Source organism: Brevundimonas phoenicis (assembly GCF_047237745.1).
GTDB lineage: Bacteria > Pseudomonadota > Alphaproteobacteria > Caulobacterales > Caulobacteraceae > Brevundimonas.
On the sequence record NZ_JBDFLN010000001.1, the window covers coordinates 1,981,557 to 2,001,985 of the forward strand.

13 protein-coding genes and 2 pseudogenes are annotated in these 20,429 nt (G+C 66.4%); 6 read left to right on the top strand and 9 right to left on the bottom strand.

Going from position 1 to position 20,429, the window contains the following annotated elements; all coding sequences use genetic code 11:
* Positions 1-196 precede the first annotated feature (196 nt).
* The 3 genes from ABC419_RS09845 (at position 197) to ABC419_RS09855 (ending at position 3,324) form a co-directional block, all read left to right on the top strand.
* Entirely contained in the window at positions 197-682 is a 486-nt protein-coding gene (locus ABC419_RS09845) for a helix-turn-helix domain-containing protein (protein ID WP_200165154.1), read from the top strand.
* Positions 683-932: 250 nt separating this feature from the next.
* A complete protein-coding gene (locus ABC419_RS09850; RefSeq protein ID WP_200165155.1) occupies positions 933-1,583 on the top strand; it encodes a lasso peptide biosynthesis B2 protein in 651 nt (216 codons plus the stop codon).
* Between the two features lie 502 nt (positions 1,584-2,085).
* Positions 2,086-3,324 (top strand): asparagine synthase-related protein, encoded by a 1,239-nt coding sequence (locus tag ABC419_RS09855; protein ID WP_409450012.1) that lies wholly within the window; start codon positions 2,086-2,088, stop codon positions 3,322-3,324.
* 12 nt (positions 3,325-3,336) lie between these two features.
* On the opposite strand, the pseudogene ABC419_RS09860 reads toward ABC419_RS09855, so the two are convergent.
* From ABC419_RS09860 to ABC419_RS09875, 4 genes and pseudogenes are all read right to left on the bottom strand, one after another.
* A pseudogene (locus ABC419_RS09860) lies at positions 3,337-5,760 on the bottom strand (alpha/beta hydrolase family protein); the annotation flags it as partial.
* Positions 5,760-8,699, bottom strand: a complete 2,940-nt coding sequence (locus ABC419_RS09865) for a TonB-dependent receptor (protein ID WP_200165157.1) — start codon at positions 8,697-8,699, stop codon at positions 5,760-5,762. The pseudogene ABC419_RS09860 and the gene ABC419_RS09865, both read right to left, overlap by 1 nt.
* A gap of 81 nt (positions 8,700-8,780) precedes the next feature.
* The gene (locus ABC419_RS09870; RefSeq protein ID WP_200165158.1) at positions 8,781-9,746 is read right to left on the bottom strand and encodes a FecR family protein; all 966 of its coding nucleotides are present in this window, start codon (positions 9,744-9,746) and stop codon (positions 8,781-8,783) included.
* Positions 9,747-9,759: 13 nt separating this feature from the next.
* On the bottom strand, positions 9,760-10,419 hold the full coding sequence (locus tag ABC419_RS09875; protein ID WP_200165159.1) for an RNA polymerase sigma factor: 660 nt from the start codon (positions 10,417-10,419) through the stop codon (positions 9,760-9,762).
* A gap of 283 nt (positions 10,420-10,702) precedes the next feature.
* Here ABC419_RS09875 and ABC419_RS09880 point away from each other — a divergent pair, with 283 nt between their 5' ends.
* From ABC419_RS09880 to ABC419_RS09890, 3 genes are all read left to right on the top strand, one after another.
* Positions 10,703-11,620, top strand: a complete 918-nt coding sequence (locus ABC419_RS09880; protein WP_200165160.1) for a HEPN domain-containing protein — start codon at positions 10,703-10,705, stop codon at positions 11,618-11,620.
* A gap of 29 nt (positions 11,621-11,649) precedes the next feature.
* Positions 11,650-12,129: a hypothetical protein gene (locus tag ABC419_RS09885; RefSeq protein ID WP_200165161.1), complete on the top strand. Its 480-nt coding sequence runs from the start codon at positions 11,650-11,652 to the stop codon at positions 12,127-12,129.
* Positions 12,130-13,108: 979 nt separating this feature from the next.
* A complete protein-coding gene (locus ABC419_RS09890) occupies positions 13,109-13,483 on the top strand; it encodes a hypothetical protein (protein ID WP_200165162.1) in 375 nt (124 codons plus the stop codon).
* Positions 13,484-13,540: 57 nt separating this feature from the next.
* Here ABC419_RS09890 and ABC419_RS09895 read toward each other — a convergent pair whose 3' ends face one another.
* The 5 genes and pseudogenes from ABC419_RS09895 to ABC419_RS09915 form a co-directional block, all read right to left on the bottom strand.
* A complete protein-coding gene (locus ABC419_RS09895; protein ID WP_412877590.1) occupies positions 13,541-14,167 on the bottom strand; it encodes a tyrosine-type recombinase/integrase in 627 nt (208 codons plus the stop codon).
* A 176-nt stretch (positions 14,168-14,343) separates the two neighbouring features.
* Positions 14,344-15,351, bottom strand: coding sequence for a dipeptide epimerase (locus ABC419_RS09900; RefSeq protein ID WP_412877589.1), 1,008 nt, complete (start codon positions 15,349-15,351; stop codon positions 14,344-14,346).
* Positions 15,348-16,640, bottom strand: coding sequence for an MFS transporter (locus ABC419_RS09905; protein WP_051582080.1), 1,293 nt, complete (start codon positions 16,638-16,640; stop codon positions 15,348-15,350). The genes ABC419_RS09900 and ABC419_RS09905 overlap by 4 nt, the downstream gene beginning before the upstream one ends.
* Positions 16,637-18,186, bottom strand: a pseudogene (locus ABC419_RS09910) (serine hydrolase domain-containing protein). Before ABC419_RS09910 ends, ABC419_RS09905 begins: the two are co-directional and overlap by 4 nt.
* Positions 18,187-18,221: 35 nt before the next feature.
* Positions 18,222-20,396: a TonB-dependent receptor gene (locus ABC419_RS09915; protein WP_412877588.1), complete on the bottom strand. Its 2,175-nt coding sequence runs from the start codon at positions 20,394-20,396 to the stop codon at positions 18,222-18,224.
* Positions 20,397-20,429: the final 33 nt, after the last annotated feature.

A 20,429-nucleotide genomic window follows, 5' to 3' on the forward strand; every position in this document is an offset into this window, starting at 1 on the left:
GGCGCCCTCCAACCACAGAAGCGCCGCGATAACGCGCGGCGAAGCTTGTTCGCCAACACGTTGCAAGCTCGTCCGATGCGAACCCGCCGGACATCGTCGGCCTCACCGCCCGTTATCGACGGGTCGCCTTTTTTGGACCCGACGAAGAACATCGTTACGGTGAGGGCCAGTGATCGTCAGCAAAAGGAAGGCAGCCATGGATTCCATGCGCAGGCAGCCCCAGCGCGACAACGACGTGCTGTCCCGAGCCCTCAAGCTGGTGCGTCGCCACCGCGGCATGACTGCCCGCGCCGTGGCAAAGGCGATGCACATGCCGCTTCGCACCTATGAGCGTTTCGAGGCGGGCGGGAGCCGGCTCAATATCGACTACATCCATCGCTTTGCGGCGGCCACGCGCAGCGATCCCCACGCCGTCATCATGGCGGTCGCCATCGGCTCGCCTGAGCTGGCCTGGCGCAGCGCCGACAACAAGCTGGTCACGGCCTTGACCATCGGCGGCAAGCGCCTCAACGGCCTTCTGGGCGATGGGATCGCGAAGCTGGACGGTCGCGCCGTCATTTTGGCCGTGTGCGCCATGTATGATGATCTGCTGGCGGAAAACGAGCGTCAGGAGATGGCGGCGCGTTGGCTCGAGAAGGGCGTCGCGGAACTTACGCTCGCACGTCCCCAACCCGGGCGATGAAATATACGACAAATATAGTTTTGAGTACCGACGTCTAGGGCGCTTACTCTCTGGGCTACGTCTTTAGCGATCAACCAGGGAGTGACTGAAATGACCAAGCTCAAACTGCGCCTCGTCAGCTTCGGCAGCGCCAAGGCTCTGACCCTGCAGGATATCGATGGCGATTACATCGAGTTCACTTTGCAGCCGAGCCGAGTGCCGATGGGTTGATGGAGACGGGCGGCCGACAACGGCCGCCCGCTCTTTTGTCATGGTCGACAAAACGACAGACACCATGTGGCTCGCGCAAGATGTTCACTTGGCTTGGCGCGGAAACGATGTGGTCGTTCTGAAGGTAGCTTCGGATGCCTATAGCTGCCTCGTCGGCGGGGCCGAGATACTGCGCCCCGTAGATCACGCTCCCGATGCTGTGGCTGCGCATCCCGATTACCAGGCCGAATTGCTCGCGACCGGCTTGATCGCGCCTGATCGACCGGCGACGCGGCGGCGCCGCGCCCCACCGCCTGTGCGCGCGCTCCAACCTGAGCCCCACGCCCCTTTCGGTTCGGCCGTACAGACCGCGGTCCTCATTCTAGCCGCTGGCCGGCGATTTGAGGTCAGCCCCCTGGATAGGCTCATTCGCAGCGAACCGCTTCGCCGCGACCAGCCCGCATCCTCGCGGGTCGCCGAGGTCATCGCAGCCTTTTATAGCACCTTGCCGTGGGTTCCCTCTCCTGGGCAGTGCTTGAAGCGCAGCTTCGCTTTGCGACGGCTGTTAGCGCGGGAGGGCATCGTTGCGGATTGGGTGTTCGGCGTACGGACATGGCCGTTCCTCGCCCATTGCTGGCTGCAGATCGACGATGTCCTCCTTGCCGACGACCTCGATCGCGTGCGCGGCTTCAGCCCCATCCTGACGGTGTGACATGGACTATCTATGCGTCACCGGGGGGACGACGCCGCGAGCGCGAGCGCAGGCGATGATGCTCCTTCAGGCCGCCCAGGCGCATGGTTTACCGCATAGGCCCATGGGCCGGTCCGGGTGGCTGGCGTGTGGAGGGCCGAGGCCCCCTCGCGTCGTTAAGGCTGGCCTCTGGACGTTAATCGGAGACGTTTTCGACCGTCGTCAGGGCCCGCTTTCCCGCTTCATCACGGGGTCCGACGATCACGCCTGCGAGCAATCGATCATGCGGCGCTTCTGGGGCCGTTATGTCGGACTCCGCGTGGAGCCAAACGGGCGGATCGCGGGGCTTCTTCGCGACCCTTCCGGCGCCTTGGAGTGCATCGCCTGGGAGTGGCGCGATCTCGTCGTCGTCTCTTCGGATCTGCCCGAGTGGCTTGTCAGCCTGACCCGGCCGGATTGGCGAATTGCATTCGATCGGGTGGGGCGCGCGCTTCAGGACCCGTTGGGTGCTTGGTGGGAAACGATGATCGATGGTCCCACGGTTCTGCCGCCTGGCGCCGTGCAGCCGTTTCCCTCGTCCGTTCCTCCGGTCTCGTCTTGGCGTCCGGACATCTTTGCGCGTGCGAGCGATGAGGACGTCATCCCCGACAAGGCCGCAAGCGCGGCGCTTAGGGACGCCGTGGACGAGGCCGTCCATGCGCTGGCGTGCGACGGCCGACTCGCGGCCGAGCTATCCGGAGGCCTCGACTCCGCCATAGTGGGTTCAAGTCTGCGCGCAAGCGGGCGCGACGCCGGCGCGTGGCTCCACGCTTTCGGCGAAGAGCCGGGCGGAGATGAGAGAGCCTACGCCCACGCCATGGCGGCCAAACTCGGCGTTGCCCTGACGACGCTCCCTCGGGCGCCCGGCCCGCTGACGGAGCGCATGCTTTTGGGCCTCACGCCAGGTCTTCGCCCCGGATTCAACAGTATGGACGCTCCCAATGATGCGATATGGGCGCGGGTCTTGAAACAGGGCGGCTCAAACGTCCTTCTGACGGGCAAGGGAGGCGACGCCGTCTTCATTCAAGGCGCGGGCGCTGACGTATTCTGCGACATTTGGCGGCGACGCGGCTGGCGCGCCGCGCTTTCCTCCTCTTTACCCAACTTGGCACGATGGAATGGATGCTCGGTTTGGTCCCTCATCGCCGCCGCACGGCTCGACGGTCCCGACAGGCCGCGGCTCGGCCGCTCCGTCTCCTTTGCCTCTGGCGACGTTACGCCGTCTATCCACCCGTGGCTGGACGCCGCCTCGGATCTCGGCCCCGCGAAGCGGTATCAAATCGCCGGCGTCATCAACGGGGTCACTTTCAGCGGTCCCTCGCTTCAGTCCCAGACAGTCGAACTCGTCCATCCGCTTCTGGCTCAGCCTGTCGTCGAGACCTGCCTCGCGCTCAGCGCGGAACAACTTACGCTAGGGCGCCGGGACCGGGCCTTGGCTCGAGAGACATTTCGCGATCGGCTGACTCCCGAAATCGCCGAGCGCAGGTCCAAGGGAGAAATGACAGCCTACTATGGACGACGCCTCGCCATGAGCCTCAACGTGATAAGGCCCTGGCTTCTGGACGGTCGACTCGCCAGCGAAGGCCTGATCGTTCGGGAGACGGTCGAGGCTCTGCTTACCGAGGACAGCTTGATCTGGCGAGGGCGCGTCGGCGAGATCATGACAGCCGTCGTCATCGAGGCGTGGGTTCGGACGTGGGAAGCACGATTGGCCGTCAGGTGACGCCAAGGTCTCGTTCAACCAGTCGATGATCTGTTGGTAGAGGTCGCGGATATTCGCCGGGCTCCAGTTGAAGTGCCCCTCCCCCCAATAGGTGATCATCCGGGACCGAACGCCGGTGCGGTGCAGGGTCGTGAAGATGCGCTCGGACTGCGAGAGCGGAACGAAATCCCGGTCGGCCGAGATCAACAGCACGGGATCCTGAATTCGCCACGCCGTCGAATAGGGACTGAGGGCCGCGAATCTCTCCGGGGCCTCCCAGGGCGTCGCTTTCGTTTGCCCCTGACCAGTCTCGACCCAGCCCATCTGCGCCTGGAGGCTAAGGCCTTCCTCGGGACGGATCCGTGCAATGGGATCGAACTCGCCCCATTTCCCGGCGAAGTCGGTCCCCGCCGACCAGGCGATATAGGATCTGAATCTGCGAGTTGACGAGGCGAGCGTCAACGCCGCCGTCCCCCCGAAGCTGTGGCCCAGGATCGCGACGCGGTCCGACGGCAAGGTCGGGTGGGCGGTCAGGGCTGCGTCTACGGCCAGCTCCACGCTCTTCAGCAACTGGTCAGGAACCAAAGCTTCGCCGGACTCGACTGGGATTGCGGGGGAAAGAACGGCGTAGCCCTGCTCCGCCAGGAAGGCGGGTCGAACGCCGTACAGCAATACTCGCGGGTCGATGTACGCGCCGCTGTCCGATGATCCTGGATAGATCGACACGACCAGACCGCGCGGAATCCGCTGCGCATCGCCCGCCGGCAGGGTGAGCCAGCTTTGCGTAGGGCGGCCGAAACGGTCTGAATGGGCCACGGCGACGGCTCGAGAAAAAGCAAGTGTCGCGAACTCGGGGTTTGTCTCGTCGATCCGTCGCGTTCCCCGCCCGCTGCTCAGCCACAACGCCTCCGAGCCTTGATGCCGGAGAAGGCGAACGATCACGTCTTGCGACGCCGCCGCGATCATCGAGCCTTCCGCCAGCGGCTCTATGCCGAAGCTGCGCCGCACGCCTTCCCCGCCCAAGACATCCACACGGTGAGAGTCCGTGCGGGCCAAGGCCCAGTCGCGCTTGGGGGCTGCATTCAACCGCAATCGCAGCGCCTGCATGCCGCTGACGGAGGCGGCATTGGAGACCTGTCCGCCCGGCGAGGTCAGCGGCTCTGCGCCGCTCTCATTCACACGCCACAAGGCGCCGGCCCCGAAGATCAGCAGTTGATCCTCTCCCGCCGCCGCCAGATCGCCGACCGGGCCGGGGATGCCGGACGTGAGAGCTCTCGCCGGGGCGTCGAGCGAGAGCATGAACCAATCGAACCGGCCGTTTCGGCGGGCTCGGAGCACCGGCGCCTCGCCCAGCCAATCCGCTTGCACGCCCCTGAGTTCGTCGATCGCCGACCCGGCGGCCATAGGCGACAGGCCGTCGGACCTGAACCGAGACACCGACCCGTTCCGACCGACACGCCGCAGACCGCCCTGCTCCCATGCAGCGCCGTCGTCTCGTCCCCATACCAGGACCGCGTCGGAACCGGCCGTCCACCTTAGAAGATGCAGGGCGATGTCTTCCTTCGGGGCGGCGATAACCGATGCTGTCGCCGCATCGAGCAGACGCAGACGCGTGCGGTGTTTCATTTCGTACGCCCGTGCGGGTCCAGCTCCGATGGAAACCCCCTCCCCCGAAACCAGCAGCGCAATTGTTCTTCCGTCGGGGGCGGCCGCCATATCCAGGATGGGTGCCTCAGCTATCTGACGGACTTCACCTGAGCGGACGTCGATCTCCATAAGCCGCTGGAGCGGCTTCTCCTTCGCCGTAGTCGCGATTCCGCCCCAGGTGTCGATGCGCGTGGCGGAAGGAACCCTGCCCTCGGCGGCATCACGCCAAAGCTGTCGACTGGCGGCCTGACTGGCGCCGTCGCGCTCCAGCATCCAGGGCATGCCGCCGACAGGCCGGATCGTCAGGAGCAAGCGGTGGTCGTCTCGCCATTCCGCTCCGCTTCCGGTGAGCGGCATGTCGGGGGTAAGGCCGGTCCAAAGGACGGTGCGCGTTTTCACGTCCAGAACGCCGGCTTCCATCCGATGGGTCCCGACGCGATAGACGAGAAGCTGGGCTCCGGAGGGCGACCAAGCCCCCATCACCACGCCTTCGTTTTCGATATTGGGAATCCACTGCGTGGGTTCGGTCGCGCCATGAAGGTCGACGAAGAACAGGTCGGTCGCAGCCCAGACGGACCGATGGCCGCGATCGAAACGCGGCGCGCTGTCAAAGGCGCGTCTTCGTTCATAGACAAGCCAGCGACCATCCGGCGAAAGGGAGGCGTCGCCGAAGGACTCCATGCTTAGGACGTCGTCGATCGTCAGCGAGCGGTCCTGGGCGATCGTCGGAGCGATCAGCAGGGCGTTCGCCAACACGCAAGCCCACGCGGCCCAGATCCACAGGGCAAAGCCGGTCGAACGGTTCGACATCACCAGCGCCGCGTCAACTGCAGCGAAACGACCCTGCCGAGCAGATTGGCTTGGCCGGCGTCGAAGCCGTAACCGGTCCGGCCGTCGTGAAAGGGCGGATCGGCGTCAAAGAGGTTCTGGATTCCGAGCGATGCGCGCAGTCGCTCCAGAGAACCGTTGGTCGGGCTCCAAGTCAGTCTGACGTCCGCAGTGTTCCAGGCGTCGATCGGCCGGCCGTCCTGATCGGCGTAATCCGAAACGTGAACCCAGTGAGCGTTCATGGTCCAGTCGCCCCGCGACCAGGTGAAGCCTGCCCGGCTTCTGAGAGAAACCGGGTAGCCGACCTGATCGAGCAAGCCCTGAACAGGCGAGGCGGAGGTCATCCGACTGTCATAGTCCAGAAGCCATGACGCCGACGCATCCCATCGCAGGGTATGGCCGCCGAAACGCATGGGATAGGCGGCCTGAAGGTCAAGGCCGCGGACCGCGACCGATGCGGTGTTGATCCATCGCCCGTCGATAATGGCGCCGTAGGTGGTCGGCGGGAACAGGCTGCCCGCGCCGAAGCCCGGCGCGGTGGTGTAGCTGCGAACAAGCGCCAGATCGGCGGCGTCGTTCGCCGGATCCACCCGTCGAACAAAGGGCGACAAGGCGGGATCGATGAGGACGTTGGCCAGGTTGCCGGTCGTCGGACGGGCGATCTGATTGTCGAACCGCGTGTCGAAATAACTCGCGCTCAACATTAGGCCGCCTGGGGGGCTGTAGTTGAAGCCCAGGGTCCAGGTTTCAGCGGTTTCGGGGGTCAGATCGGGATTGCCGCCCGACAGATAGATGGAAAGCATACGTGTTCCATCAGGTCGGGGAACGAGCGAAGCGCCGGCGCTGGAGGCGTCATTCAACTGGGTCAGGCCCGGCGCGCGGAACGACGTTCCCCATGATCCTCTCAGCGTCAGATCAGGGATGGGCGACCAGATCGCGCCGACCTTGGGGTTCGAGGTCCGCCCAAAGTCTTCGTAATCCTCCACGCGTCCGGCGATCGACACTTCAAGAGACCGAACGCCCGGCCGTGCGTTGCCGGGTCCGATCAGGGGAATGCGCGCCTCGCCGAAGACGGCAGCGATCAGACGGTCGTGACCCGGCGTGAGACGTACGACGGGCGCGAGAGTGGACAGGAACGTCGTCGACTGGGTCTTGAAGCTCTCGCGCCGCACCTGGGCGCCCACGGCGATACCAAGCGCGCCGCCGGGCAGGGTCAGCGGCGTTCCGCTCAGCAGCAGATTGACGGAACTGGCCGCGCTGCGGTCCAGATTGCTGGAATAGCCCGCGCTGATGAAATCCAGGACGCGAGGGGCGTTGGCGGCACCCGCGCCGAACGGATTGAAGAAGCCGTCGACCGAGGTCGAATAGTCGGTTTCCGGATCGTCCGGCGTGTTCCCGAGCGCTTCTTGAAGGAACTGGGTGTTGATCTGCCCTCGGATGGCCGCTTCGCCGCGTTCTTCAGCGTGGGCCAGGTACCCATCGAGTGACCAGCCTGAACCGAGGTCGAACACGGCGCCCGCAGTGAGCCCGAGACTACGAGACGATCCCACCTGCCGCGACGGGCCCTGGTCGCCCGAGAAGGAATAGGCGAGAAGGTGGGAATCCGCGCCGGTCGGGGAGACGAAGAAGGGGTTGGCGCGCGTCACCGTGAAGACGCTGGCGCCGGGAACATTGGCGAACTCATAGGCGCGGCGGCTGAAGCGCACGTCGGCCGAAAGATCCAAACGTTCGCCAACGGATTGCCGGATTCGCCCATAGGCGCTGTGCCTTTCCAGCTGCGGGATGAGGTCCACCCCCAGAGAGTTCGACTGCAGGTTTGTTTCGCCTGCCGCAAAATCCGTCGGCGCGATCGCCGAGCTCGACGGCCCGGGACGGATCGCGAATTGCGAGACGTAGCTCGCGCTCGCTGCGTCGTATGCGACGATGTTGCCAGGCGCACTGAAAAGCGACCGCCAATCCGACCCGCCGAAGGGACGAAGGTCCCCGTCGAGCGTATAGGGCCGGTCCCGCGAGTTGACGGCGTTCTGGTGCTGATACTCATACGACAGCAAGGCGCTGCCACTCGACCAGGACCGTCCGGCGATATGCGAAGCCTGGGCGGTTTCCATGCCGCCTTGGGCGGCGGACAGCCGCACCGCGCTTTCCTGGCCGTCGAAGGACCGCCGCATGATGATGTTCACCACGCCGCCGACAGCGTCCGAGCCATAAAGAGCCGATGCGCCGTCGAGAAGGATGTCCACCCGCTCTACAGCGGCGGAGGGCAGCGCCGAAACATCGGCGAATTCGCCCCTGAACCCCGTGCCGGCCAATCGACGGCCGTTGACCAGGACGAGCGTGGCGTCGGCCCCCAGACCTCGCAGATTGATCCCCGTCGCGACCACCCCGTTCGAGCCGCCGCGATCCGCGCCGGTCAACAGCGCGCCGGGCGTTCCGCTGCCGGCGTAGTTCTGCGGCAGGTCCGTAAGCGCTTCCGCGACGGTGCCCCGCCCCCGGCTGTCGAGCTCATCCCGGTCCATGATCTGCACCGGCGACGCCAGTTCGCCGGAAGAACGCAGCAGGGTGCCCGTGACGACCACCTCGTCCAGGACGGTGACTTCGTCGCTTGTCGCCCGAGCCGTCCTCTGCACCACGAAGACGCCGGCTCGCCTCTGGGACCAGGTCAGGCCGCTGTCGAGCAGCAGACGGCTCAGGGCCGCCTCGGGTTGCATCCTTCCGTTGACGCCGGGCGAGCGCCGGCCCGCGACAACGTCCGAGGTAAAGAATATCTGCTGGCCGGACTGGGCGCCGAAGGCCGTCAGAGCGTCGCGCATCGGTCCTGCGGGTATGTCGAAATCGCGCGCGGACTGGGCGCAGGCGGGCGTCCCGGCGGAGAAGAGGCAGGCGACCGCGGCGACGCCGGATAGAAGACTCGAACGGCTCATAGACAGGTTTCCTCCAACGCCCCCTCTGGCGTCGAAGAAAGAGACCAACGAGACCCCGGCCTACCCCGGAGCCGAAACCAATTAATTTCCGCGGCGGACCAATCCGACGGACCCGTCCGCCTTGGGAACGGACTTCAGGCCCAAACCATCCGAGGCTGCCGAGACGAAGGCGTCGCGGTCTCCGACCAGGAAGACGCCGTTGATCGCCACGGTCCGGATGCCGGGATCGTCCAGCTCGATCTTGTCTGTCAGATAGCGGTTCATCTCGGAGACGGCCTGCTCCAGCGGGATGTCGGAGAAGATAAGCCGTCCAGAGGTCCAACTGGTCTCGGCGGCGACGTCGACCACCCGGGTCGAGATCGCGCTGCCCGAGACCCTGGTCTGCTGGCCTGCCGCCATGCGGCGCTCGCCGGTCGCCATCTCCGGCGCCGCGACGTCGATCACCCCCGAGACGAGCGTCACGCTGACCGCTTCCCCTGCCCTGCGGACGTCGAACACCGTGCCCACTGCGGTGACGCGCGCATCGCCAGCATAGACGACGAAGGGCCGCTCGGGCGCCGGCGCCACATCAAAAAGCGCCTGGCCATGATCAAGATCGATCCGCCGCTCCCCATTCGTGAACCGCACCCGGATGTGGGAATCGGTGTCCAGATTGACCTTGGAGCCGTCGGCGAGCCGGATCACGCGCTGCTCGCCGACATCGGTCGCAAACGCGCCCCGTCCGCTCCACAGCCAGGCCCCTGCGATGAGGAGCAAGGCGGTCACGCCCACCAGCCCCCCGATCAGGACAGACCGTCCGCCCAAGCCGCTGCGGCGGGCGCGATGACGCGCGCCGTCCAGCGCCTCTGCGATGGCCGGATCGGAGCCCAGGCCCTGGCTTTCGCGCCAGACGCGATCGACGCGACGATAGGCGTCGGCGTTGCCGGGTTTTGACCGCCATTCGAGAAACTCCTCGATGGCGCCGGAGTCGATGGAGGTCGCGCCGAAGCGGGCATGCCACGCAACCGCTTCCTCTTCCGCCTTCTCAACCCTGTTCGGGTTGGTCATGTCGCGCCTCATTCTAGCGCCGGAGTTGGGCGGCGCAGTGGGCCAGGGCCCGGGTCATGCGCCATTCGACGGTCTTGGGAGATATGCCCAGCCTATCCGCGATCTGGGCGTTTGTCAGACCGTCGATACGCGACAGTAAAAAGACATCCCGAAGAGATTCTGGCAAGCCGAGCACGATCTGGGCCAGCATGACCCGGTCGGTTTGGTCGGCCTCGATGCAGTCGCGGACCGCCGCCCCGGCCTCCGCCCTCAACGCCAGTTCGCGGCGCCGTCGCCGCGTCGACGCCAAATTGGTCGCTATCCGCAGCAGGAAGGCTTTCGGGTGACGGATGTCCGCGCGCGAGACCGCCGAAGCCAGGCGCAGCCAGGTTTCCTGAGCCAAATCCTCAATGTCCTGATCGCCGAAGCGGCGCTTGAGCGATCGGGCCAGCCACCGCTCGTTCTCGCGATAGAGAATGGACAGTTCGGCGCCGCCTTCGCCTTCCATCCGTCTGCTTTGATCCGACACGGGCCCGCCTCCTTTCGCAAAGAGGCGGGCCCGGCCGTTGCCGGGTGTTGAGAACGTGATTGAGGCACGCGCGAGCGCCTTTAGCCCCATTGGAGCCTGGACATACGCGCCCGCCACGCCGAGCACCGGAGAGTGTAGGTCGAACAGTTCAATCGAGGTTCTCACGCCTCGGCGTCCAAACGAACGCATCACAATGCTCGTCCAAATCCCTGCTGCTGACAAGGGGCGGTTTCCGACGACGCCCTCATGTCGTAGGTTGCCGCGTCCGTCCGGATCGCCGTCGTCGTGTCCAAGCGCTCTGCGCCAAGGGCGGCGGCCATGCCAACAGTCATGATTTCTCACTTTTCGGGCGGACGCCTAACCCTTCCATGGCTAAGGTTCAGTCGACCCCCGACGGCGCCCACGCCCGAATGTGGTCATGCAAACCAGCCGTGCTAGAGTCGAAGTCATGAAGGACGCCCTCGATCATCTGCCTGAGCGTCAGCAGCGCGAGCTGGCCCGAATCCGGTCGATCCTGCTGGAAGAGTTCGACCGTGCGATCCATGCCGGCGGCGGCCCGACCCAATCGTGGCGTCGCGACGGCAAGATCCTGAAGATTATCCTGTTCGGTTCGTATTCGCGCGACGATTGGGTCGATGCGCCCGAGACCGGTTATCTGTCCGATTTCGATATCCTGGTCATCGTCAGCCACGAGAAGCTGACCGAGATCGCCAACTACTGGTACGTCGCCGAGGACAAGATCGAGCGCGACCCGGCCATCGGCCGGATCGTCAACGTCATCGTCCACACTATGGCCGAGGTGAACTCGGGCCTGACCCAGGGCCAGTATTTCTGGACGGGCGTCATCAAGGACGGCGTGGAACTCTATGCCCTGCCCGGCCATCCCTTCGCCACACCAAAGCCGCTGACGCCGCAGGAGGCGGCGGACATGGCGGAAAAGTATCAATCGGAATGGCTCGGAAAAATCTCTGAGGCGTTAGCTGGGGCTGAGTTCTATGCCGCACGTCAGAACGTAAAGGACGCGGCCTTCCTCCTTCACCAAGCGGTCGAGCGCGCCTATGCGTGCTTCCTCCTCGTCCACGCCTTTTATTTCCCGCGCTCTCACAACATCAAGTTCCTCCGCTCCCAGGCCGAAACCTTGGACAAGGCGCTGATCGCCGTCTGGCCGCGTGAGCATCGCGCGGACCGCCGCCGGTTCGAGATGCTGAAGCGCGCCTATGTCGAGGCCCGCTACTCCGACCAGTACGACCTCAGCGCCGAAGACCTGGCCTGGCTGATGGACGGCGCCCATCGCCTGCGCGATCTCGTCGAAGCGGCCTGCCGCAACCGGCTCGCCACGCTGCGGCGCGAGGCCGGACGAGACTGAAGGCGCAGCGCCGTGGCTCAGGAGGATTTGTGCGGAAACGCTACTACGCCATTATCCTTATGATACTCACGCTTGGGGGTTGTGCGACAACGACACACGTTTACCAAGTTGAGGTCTGTCTGATCGGGCACGAGCAGGAAGAGGAATTTTATGCCTTCATGCAGACCGTGGCGACGACCAGTCATCTGGTCTTTAAAGACGGCAGTGAACGCTTTGAGCGAGATATGCAGGAAATCGAACACATCGGGGACTTGAGCGCCCTCCCCGGGGAGACGATCTATTTCGGCGCAGAGAGCGAATCTGGCACGGGCGGCTTCACCGCAGCGAACATCGGTCTGAATCCTCTTCAGATCGCCGTCGGCATGTCGCCAACCCGGGACAGATCTTTTGATGATCGGGTGATCAATCGAACGATCGATGAAATCAGCCGACGCTGGACGGCCCATCGTGTACCCGCCTCGGAGACCTTCAAGCCGCGCTCAGGCTGCGGCGAGGTCGCCCGTGATTAACATCATAACGTCGGCGTTGCTCCCGTCGTCGCGCTTCTGGCCCGCACCTTAATGGAGCTCATCCTCGCGTGATGACGGCGCATCGGCGAGGTCATCGCAAAGTAGAGGCGATATACAATCGCGCGCGTTATGTGTCTCCCATAGCAGCTCCGGCCTCATGAACGTGCATGACCGGACATCAGCCAGCGTCCCAATAGGTTCTTGAAGTCTGCCGTGCGTGTCTGTTCCCGGTCCCGGCCCAGTGCATCACCGCTCACGGCGGGTTGCAGGCAAATCAACGAACGGCAGTCGGGTTTCGGCCGCTGGATACCGCATTTACTCCGAGCCCGACGGAGCCTTCTGGCTGGCGGACGCCGAAAAAGCGCCGCACCGATGCACGCGCGCCGCCTGCTGCTCGCTTCCTTGCGGATGCTGACATCGCTCTCGGCCACAATCAGGCCCTGCGGATATCCGGGGTTCGCAGCAATCCTCGAGAGCCCCAAGCGTCGCCGAACCGCCCTCGCCCCCAACTCGAAAACCCAGCCCGCTGTTGGGCTGGCTGAACTCAGCGGCGCTTGCCGAGGCAACGAAGGCGACGCCTCGACGCCGAATGGAGTTCGCGCCCTACCGGGAGGAGGACACCCGATCAGTCGTCCATCTCGAGCTCATCGACGCCCCCCTTCGCCTACTGGTGGCGGCAACAGAACAAGCAGTTGACGGGCCGAACGCTCGTCGCCCCTCGGCGACTCGCCCCTGAAATCCCGCAGATTGGATCCGTCGATCAGGCTCCCGATAGTCAACACTGAAACCACCGCGAAATCGAACCGGGCTGAGGTCAGGAACGCAGACTGATCGCCGCCATGCCGGGAGCGGGCATTGGCGGCGGGCCTGGGAACAGACGTTTCGTCCTTCGGTCTGCAAAGGTCCGCTTTCGACCCGTTGCGGACATTCATTTCGGCGGGCAGGTTCGGCATCTGTGAATACGCGAGGGCTTTCGACCGTGGAACACAAAGAGGTTTTAGTTAGCGCGCCCGGCTCGTTCATTTTGGTCGGTGGTAGCATGGAAGTCGATGCTCCCCCGTTTGGGGATGGTCCGGTCCGACTTTGGGCAGATGAGCGTTGCGTCTGTATCGGGACTCTCTCTGAAGTCGATGGGCACACGCGTGTGGTTGTTGGATCGAATATTGATCACTCGAACCTCGCGCTGGCCTTCAGTGGCGAAATCGCCACTCCAGCAAGGCGACTGGTGATCAGCGACGCGGAGTTGAACACGTTGATCGAAGTCGCCGTTCCCGCTTACCTGACCAACCTATCGATCTGGACGAATGACGCACGCGAGCCGACCATGATCGCAATCAACGTCACTGATCGCTAGGCCGCTTTCCACCCATAGTCGACAATGACCGGGCCCGCTTTTGGGCCCGGTCGCAAGTCACAGATCGATCTGCTCTGATATCTCCAGGGCGTCGTCGACTTCGATGCCGAGATATCTGACGGTGCTCTCCAGCTTCCTGTGGCCGAGCAGGAGCTGACAGGCCCGCAGGTTGCCGGTCTTCTTGTAAACGAGCGAAACCTTCGTCCGCCTGAGGCTGTGGGTCCCGTAGCCCTGCGGTTCCAGGTCGATCATCTGAACCCAATGATCAACGAGCCGCGCGTACTGACGGGTGCCGATGTGCTGCCCTGGTCGGCTGCGGCTCGGAAACAGCCAGTCATCGTCGCGCTGTCCGCGGACCGACAGCCAAGCGGCGATGGCGTCTCGCGCAGGCTCCGTGATCTCGAAAGGAACAGGCCTTCCAGTCTTCTGCTGGATGACAATCGAGCGCTGGCGAAGCACACCGCTGGGCGCCACATCGCTAACCCGGAGCCGAACCAGGTCACAGGCCCGCAGCTTAGAGTCCAGGGCGCAGTTGAACATCGCAAGGTCGCGCACCCTCCTCGCGACCTTCAACTGCTGTCGAATTGCCCAGATGTGCTTCGGCTTGAGCGGCGCCTTGGGACCGATGAGACGGCCAGCATTCCACGGCCGCTTGGGTTGGATGAACAGGTCAGACTCGCGCATGGCCAACCTCCATTAAGGTCGCCTCCCTGTGTCAGTTGCCAGTCTACGCTCTTGGCATCTCCTCAGCGCCAGAACCGGACATTCTCACCTTGCCGAAGAGACGACCTTCGCTCGAGCAGCGAAGCGGAATCCAAGACCACTGGGCTTCTGCCCACGCAGCCTGGCGCGAGAAGCAGTCAGTCTGGACGGGAGCCCGTTCCCCAGAAGTCGTCCGGCATATCGACGAGACCGTTCTCGTACCGGGCGCCGCCCGGCACGTCCGCGGCAAGGAAGATCGGCCCGTCCAGGTCCACGTAGTCGCAAACCTGGGCCAGAAGCCAGGCGGGAGCGGCGGCGAGGCTGGAGCCGCCCATGTTGCCGATCATCAGTCGGAGCCCCAGCCGTCGGGCCACGGCGACCATCTTCAGCCCCTCCGTCAGGCCGCCGCACTTGTCGAGTTTGATGTTGGCCACCTGGTAGCGCCCGACGAGCCCCTCCAGGTCTGCCAGCCCCTGGAGGCTCTCATCGGCGGCTACTGGAAGGGGCGGATTGCATCCGGCGAGAACCTCATCCTGCCCGCGAGGGAGCGGCTGCTCCAGCAAACTCACCGCGAACCGCACAAGCGTGCTGGAGAGCGCCTCCAGCTGATCCGCACGATATCCCTCGTTTCCGTCTGCCATCAGCCAGGCGTCCGGCCACGCCTTGCGGATCAGAGCCAGACGCTCGCGGTCGGCCTCCAGATCGCCCTCGAGCTTCAGCTTAAACGCCCGCGCCTCGCGAAACGCCGCCAGCCGCGCCGCCAGCACGTCCGGGGGATCGGCGCCTAGCGTACAGGTGGTGACCAGCGGGCGCGGCTGGGGCAGGCCAGCCATGCGCCAGACCGGCTCTCCAGCCAGCGCCGCCTCCAGCTCCCAGAGCGCCGCGTCGAGCGCGTTGCGGGCACCGCCGGCGGGCAGCAGCGCCTGCAGCCGACCCCGGTCCAGGCCTCGCTCGATCTCGGCCCGCACCTCCTCGATCGCCGCCAGCATCGCGTCCGGACCGTCTCCAAGATAGAAGACGCCCCCCGCCTCGCCGCGGCCCGCCGCTTGCCCTTCCACGATCCTGACCCGCACGCCGGGGATACCGGGAAGCGTCCGGCCAGCGATGCGCAGGGGTTCGCGAAAGGCGAGCGGCTCGATCCACGCCTCCAGCCGCCGACCCCTCATGCCCGCGCCGTGGCCTCCGGTCGCCGGTCGCCCCGCATCGCCAGCATGAAGCAGGCGGCGCCCAGCAGGCCGGCCGGCGCCGACACCACGACCACCGCTTGGCCGAGCATGGCCTCGCCGCCGAGCAGGTCTCCGATCAGGGCGATGGCGGCCGGAGCCGTCGCCGTCCCCAGGGCCGTGGTCAGGACATAGGCGGCGATGCCCCGGCCGCGGATCTCATTGGGCAGGTTGAGGGTCAGGGCGATGGCGCCGACGGTCGGAATAAGACCGGCGCAGATCAGGGCGAGTCCGATCAAGACGGCGAACATCTGAACGGTGGTCGCGACGGCGAACAGCGACAGCGGCGCGATCAACAGGGCGGCGACGGCCGCCGGCAGCAGCACGGCCGCGCGACCGCCCCGCCGCCGGCCGAGTTCGGCCAGCTGTCCTCCGGCCAAGGCGCCTATGATCAGGCCGGCGAGGGTCACCGCACTCAGCCAGCCGGCGAAGGCGCCGGGGGTGAGGGCGAAGTTGCGCATCAGCAGAGGCGCCGGCCAGACGTGGGCGCCCTGGGCGGCGACCACGGCGAACAGCAGCCCTCCCAGCAGGGGCGCCAGAAAGCGGCGATGGGTCCACAGCTCCCGCCAACCGGCAGCGCCGCCTCCGTCCGCCGTCTTTTCCTGGCGGTCCGGCTCGCGAAGCGCGAACAGGAGAAGGAACAGCACCAGGCAGAGGGCCGCCGCCCCCACATAGAGGGCGCGCCAGGGAGTCAGGCCCGCGAGGACCGGGGGCAGCCGCGTCAGCAGGTCGAAGGCGGAGCCGCCGATCAGGATGCCGGCTGCCTGGCCGCACGCCTGGCCGCCGACGAACAGGCTGGTGGCCACGGATCGCCTCTCTGGCGGGAACAGGTCGGCGATGATCGAGAGCCCTGCCGGCACCAAAAGCGCGGTGACCACCCCCAGCGCGATGCGCCAGGCGACCAGGGGCCCGAAGGAGTCCGCCAGCCCAGTGCCGGCGATGGCGAGCCCCCAGACCACGATCCCGGCCAGCAGGAGGCGCACGCGGTTGCGCCGGTCGATGAGCCAGCCCATGGCCAGCGAGCTTAGGCCGTAGGACAGGCCGAAGACGGTGCCCTGGAGCAGGCCGATCTGGACGTCGCTCAGGCCGAGCTCCAGCCTCATCGGCTCGATCAGGAGCGCCGTCAGGGTGATGTCCATCGAGGTCAGGAACGCCAGGAGGACCAGCACCGTAAGGCCGCGCCGGGCGGCCGCCGCCGGCGGATAGGTGGGAGTCGCCGCGAGCCCGGTCATGCGGGTTCGAACCGCAGCCGGACGGTGCGGCCGCTGGTCAGCAGGAAGCCGACCTCGTCGAACTCCAGGCTGACCCCGACGGGCAGGGCGGAAAGGCCCGCCCCGCGCCAGAGATCTGGGCCGATCGCCGACAGGCCGTAGTCTGTCGATCCCCAGGGACTCGCCAGCGTCAGGGTCGGCTGCTCTCCGTCGACCCGAACGAAGGCACTCAGACCCGCCGAAGGGCAGGCGTAGTCGCGCTCCATAAGGCGTGCGTCCGCCGGCGGCTTCACCCGCTCGAGCCGCTCGGTCTGGCCGAACTCCTCCGCCTCCAGGGCGACCACCTCGTCTTCGTGACGCACCGGCCGCAGCTTCAGGTCCGTCGGCAGAATGGGGGCGGTGATCGCGCCGGTTTCGTCGCGCCGGGCCGGCAGGCTCATGCCGGCGATATCGAGGACCTGGTCGCCGTCGCGCTCGCCCAGGCCCAGCACCCGGCCGGTGGCGCGGGAGTGGAACACTCCGGTCGCCGGCGCCCCGCCCACGTCCTGCGGCCGCGTGGGAAGGCCGGTGAAGCAGGCGTCGATCACCGCGTCCGCCAGGTCGTACATCTCCAGGGCGTTGCGGCCGTTGGTCATCAGGATGAGGTCGAACTCATGGTCCGGGACCTTCAACATCTGGCTGGAGCCGCCCACCACCCCGCCGGCGTGATGGACCGTACGCAGCCCCCGATGTTCCGACACCGTCAGGCCGAGGCCGTAGCCATGGCTGGCCCGGGGTGTCGTCATCGCCTCCCAGGAGGCGGGGCTTCCCACCCGCGGCGCCGACATGTGGGCGAGCCAGCGGAGCATGTCGTCGACGGTGGAGACGATCCCCCCCTCCCCCGCCACCGGCGGGCCGAAGACGCCGCGAGTCCAGCCGCCGTCAGGCCGCGGAAGGTGCAGGGTGGCGCTGTTTGGCAGAAGGTCGGTGTCCAGCAGCCGCAGGCAGGTGTCGTGCATGCCCACGGGCTCGAAGATGCGCTCGCGCAGCACCTCGCCTAACTCTGGCCGGTGATCCGCTCGACGATTTCGGTCAGCAGCACATAGCCGCCGTTGTTGTAGTTCCAGCTGGCGCCGGGCGGGAAGTTGACGCTGTCGATGGAGGTCAGCATCTCTAGCTGGGCGCGCGGCGGGATCGGCCGCCCGGGTCCGGCGCTCAGCATCACGAGGTCCAGGCTGTCGCGCATGCCGCTGGTGTGCGACATCAGCTGGCGCAGGGTGATAGCCTCGGCCCAGGTCGGCAGCTCCGGGATCACCTGGCGCGGGCTGTCGTCGAGAGAGAGCCGTCCCTCCTCGGCCAGGAGCATGACCACGAGCACGCAGAAATGCTTGGAGGTGGAGCCGATCCTCATGCGAATGGAGGGGGACAGCGCCACCGGCAGCTCCACGCTGGCCATGCCGACGCCTCGCCGGTAGATCGGCACGCCCCGATGGGCGACGCCGAGGGCGAAGCCGGGCGCGTCGGTGCGGTCGAAAGGGTCGAGAAGGCGGTCGAGGGCGGCGGGGTCGATGGCGACAGCGACGGACACGGCGTCTCCAGTACAAATGCGGAAGAGGACCCGCCTTAGAAGCGGGTGGTGAGGCTCACGCCGACGGTGCGGGGCTGCAGCAGGGTCACCTGGGCCGGGCCGCCGGCGCCGGACAGGACCGTCGAGGCGGAAAGCTGGCCCGCCTCGTCGAACAGGTTTCGCACGTACAGCTGACCCTCGACGGAGCCGAAGGTTCCCGCCAGCCGCAGGTCGATGGCGGTGTAGGCGGGCAGCTCGTACTGCGGCAGGCCGGCGCTGAGGTCGAACGAGGCGACGCGCTCTCCAACGTGGCGGACCGTGGCCCCTACGACCGGCCGCCAGCCCTCGCCGGAGAGTTCATAGTCCGCAGTCAGGGCCAGCGAGACCTCAGGCACATTGGGCAGGGGGTCGCCGGCGACGCCGCCCAGCAGGGGCGCATCCTCGTCGAGCCGCGCGTCCTGCCAGGCGAGCGAGCCGCCCAGGGTTAGCTGAGGCGACGGCCGGGCGGTGACGCTCACCTCGGCTCCGTCGATGGCTGCGGCGCCGGCATTGGCGATCACCGACACGCCCCCGGCCACGGTGGTCACCTGAATGTCGGACCAGTCGATGTGGTAGAGAGCCGCCTCCACCGTGAAGTCCCGCGCCGCCGCCTTGTAACCGAGCTCGTAGCTCTTCAGGCTGTCGGAGGCGAAGGTGGCGTCGGCCAGCGGCAGGCCGGTGACCGGGTCGTTGACTACGAAGTTCGGACCACCTGGCCGGTAACCCGTGGCGAAACGGGCATAGACCATGCTCCGCTCGTTGGGCCGGTAGCGGGCGTTGGCCAGCCAGGTGACCACCTCGTCGCTGGCCGCGGACCGCGGGGTCGGGCCGATCAGAAGGCCGGAGGCGATCTGCTCGAAGCTCTGGTCGTTGCGGGCGTAGCGCAAGCCGCCGGTCACGTCGAAGTCGTCGCTGATCCGCCAGGTGAGATTGCCGAAGGCGGCGATCTCCTCGTAGCGACTGGGAATGGCGACGGTGGCCAGATTGATCGGCGACACGGCGCCGGCGAGGTCGTAGGCAACGACGTGCTGGCCGTTATGGCTGCGCTCGTCAGTGTAGTAGGCGCCCGCCAGCCACTGCAGGACGCCGTCGCCCTCGGAGGCCAGGCGGATCTCCTGGGCGAACTTGTCGACGCTGCGGTCCTGGTCGGCCGCCACGGCGCTGAACGCCAGCCCCAGCCCCCCGAGCACCGGCACATAGAGGGCCGAGGCGTCCTGGCGGAAGCTCGTCTCCGCCGTCTGATAGCTGGAGACCGAGGTCAGGGTCCCCCAACCCAGGTCGTAGTCGACGGTCGCGCTGACCAAGCGGAAGGACTGCTCGAAGGGCTCGTCCTTCATGCGCCTCTGCTCGCGCTCCCCGTCGACCGGCTGACCCGACAGGGTGAAGTCCGCCGCGGGCACGCCGTCGCGCGAGATCTCCTGGGCGAAGGCGGTCAGCCGGAGGTCGAGGTCATCGCTGGGCCGGAACAGGAGGTCGAGCCGGCCGCCGTAGACGGTGGACTGGTCCACATCCTCGCGGTCCACGGCGAGGTTGTCGATGAAGCCGGCGTCGCGCGCATAGAAGGCGGAGCCGCGAAGCGCCGCCTGGTCCGCCAACACCACATTGCCCGAGGCCGCGGCGTTGGCGTTGACGCCGCCTTCGCTGGTCGCCGACACGCCCGCCCTCAGCGCATAGTCGTCCCCGGCGAGGCTGGGAGCCCGCGTCACATATTTGAGCACGCCGCCCATGGCGCCAGCCCCATAAAGGGTCCCCTGGGGCCCGCGCAGCACCTCGACGCGGGAGACGTCGAACAACCCGACGTCCAGGGCCAGGGAGGAGGCGTTGGAGAAGGCGGTGCTCGATCCATAGGGGACCTCGTCGACGTAGATCCCGACGGTCGGGCCGATGTCGATGCCGGCGGTCACCCCGCGCAGCGACACCTGCGACTGGCCGACCCCGGCGGAGGTAAAGCTGAGCGCGGGCACCATGGCGGCGAAGTCCCGGAACTGGGTGGCGTCAAGACGGGACAGGTCCTCAGCCCCGAGCGCGGTGATGGCTTGGGGCGCCTCCAGCGCCCGCTCCTCGCGCTTGGCGGCGGTGACGATCACGTCCTCGATCCGATGCGCCTGTGCGGGGGCCTCCTGGGCGTGGGCCGCCGGAACCAGAACGAGCGCCACGGCCGATCCGGCCAGCATCCAGGTCCGCGAGTTCATGACGTCCCTCCCTTGTCACAAAACGGACGTTCA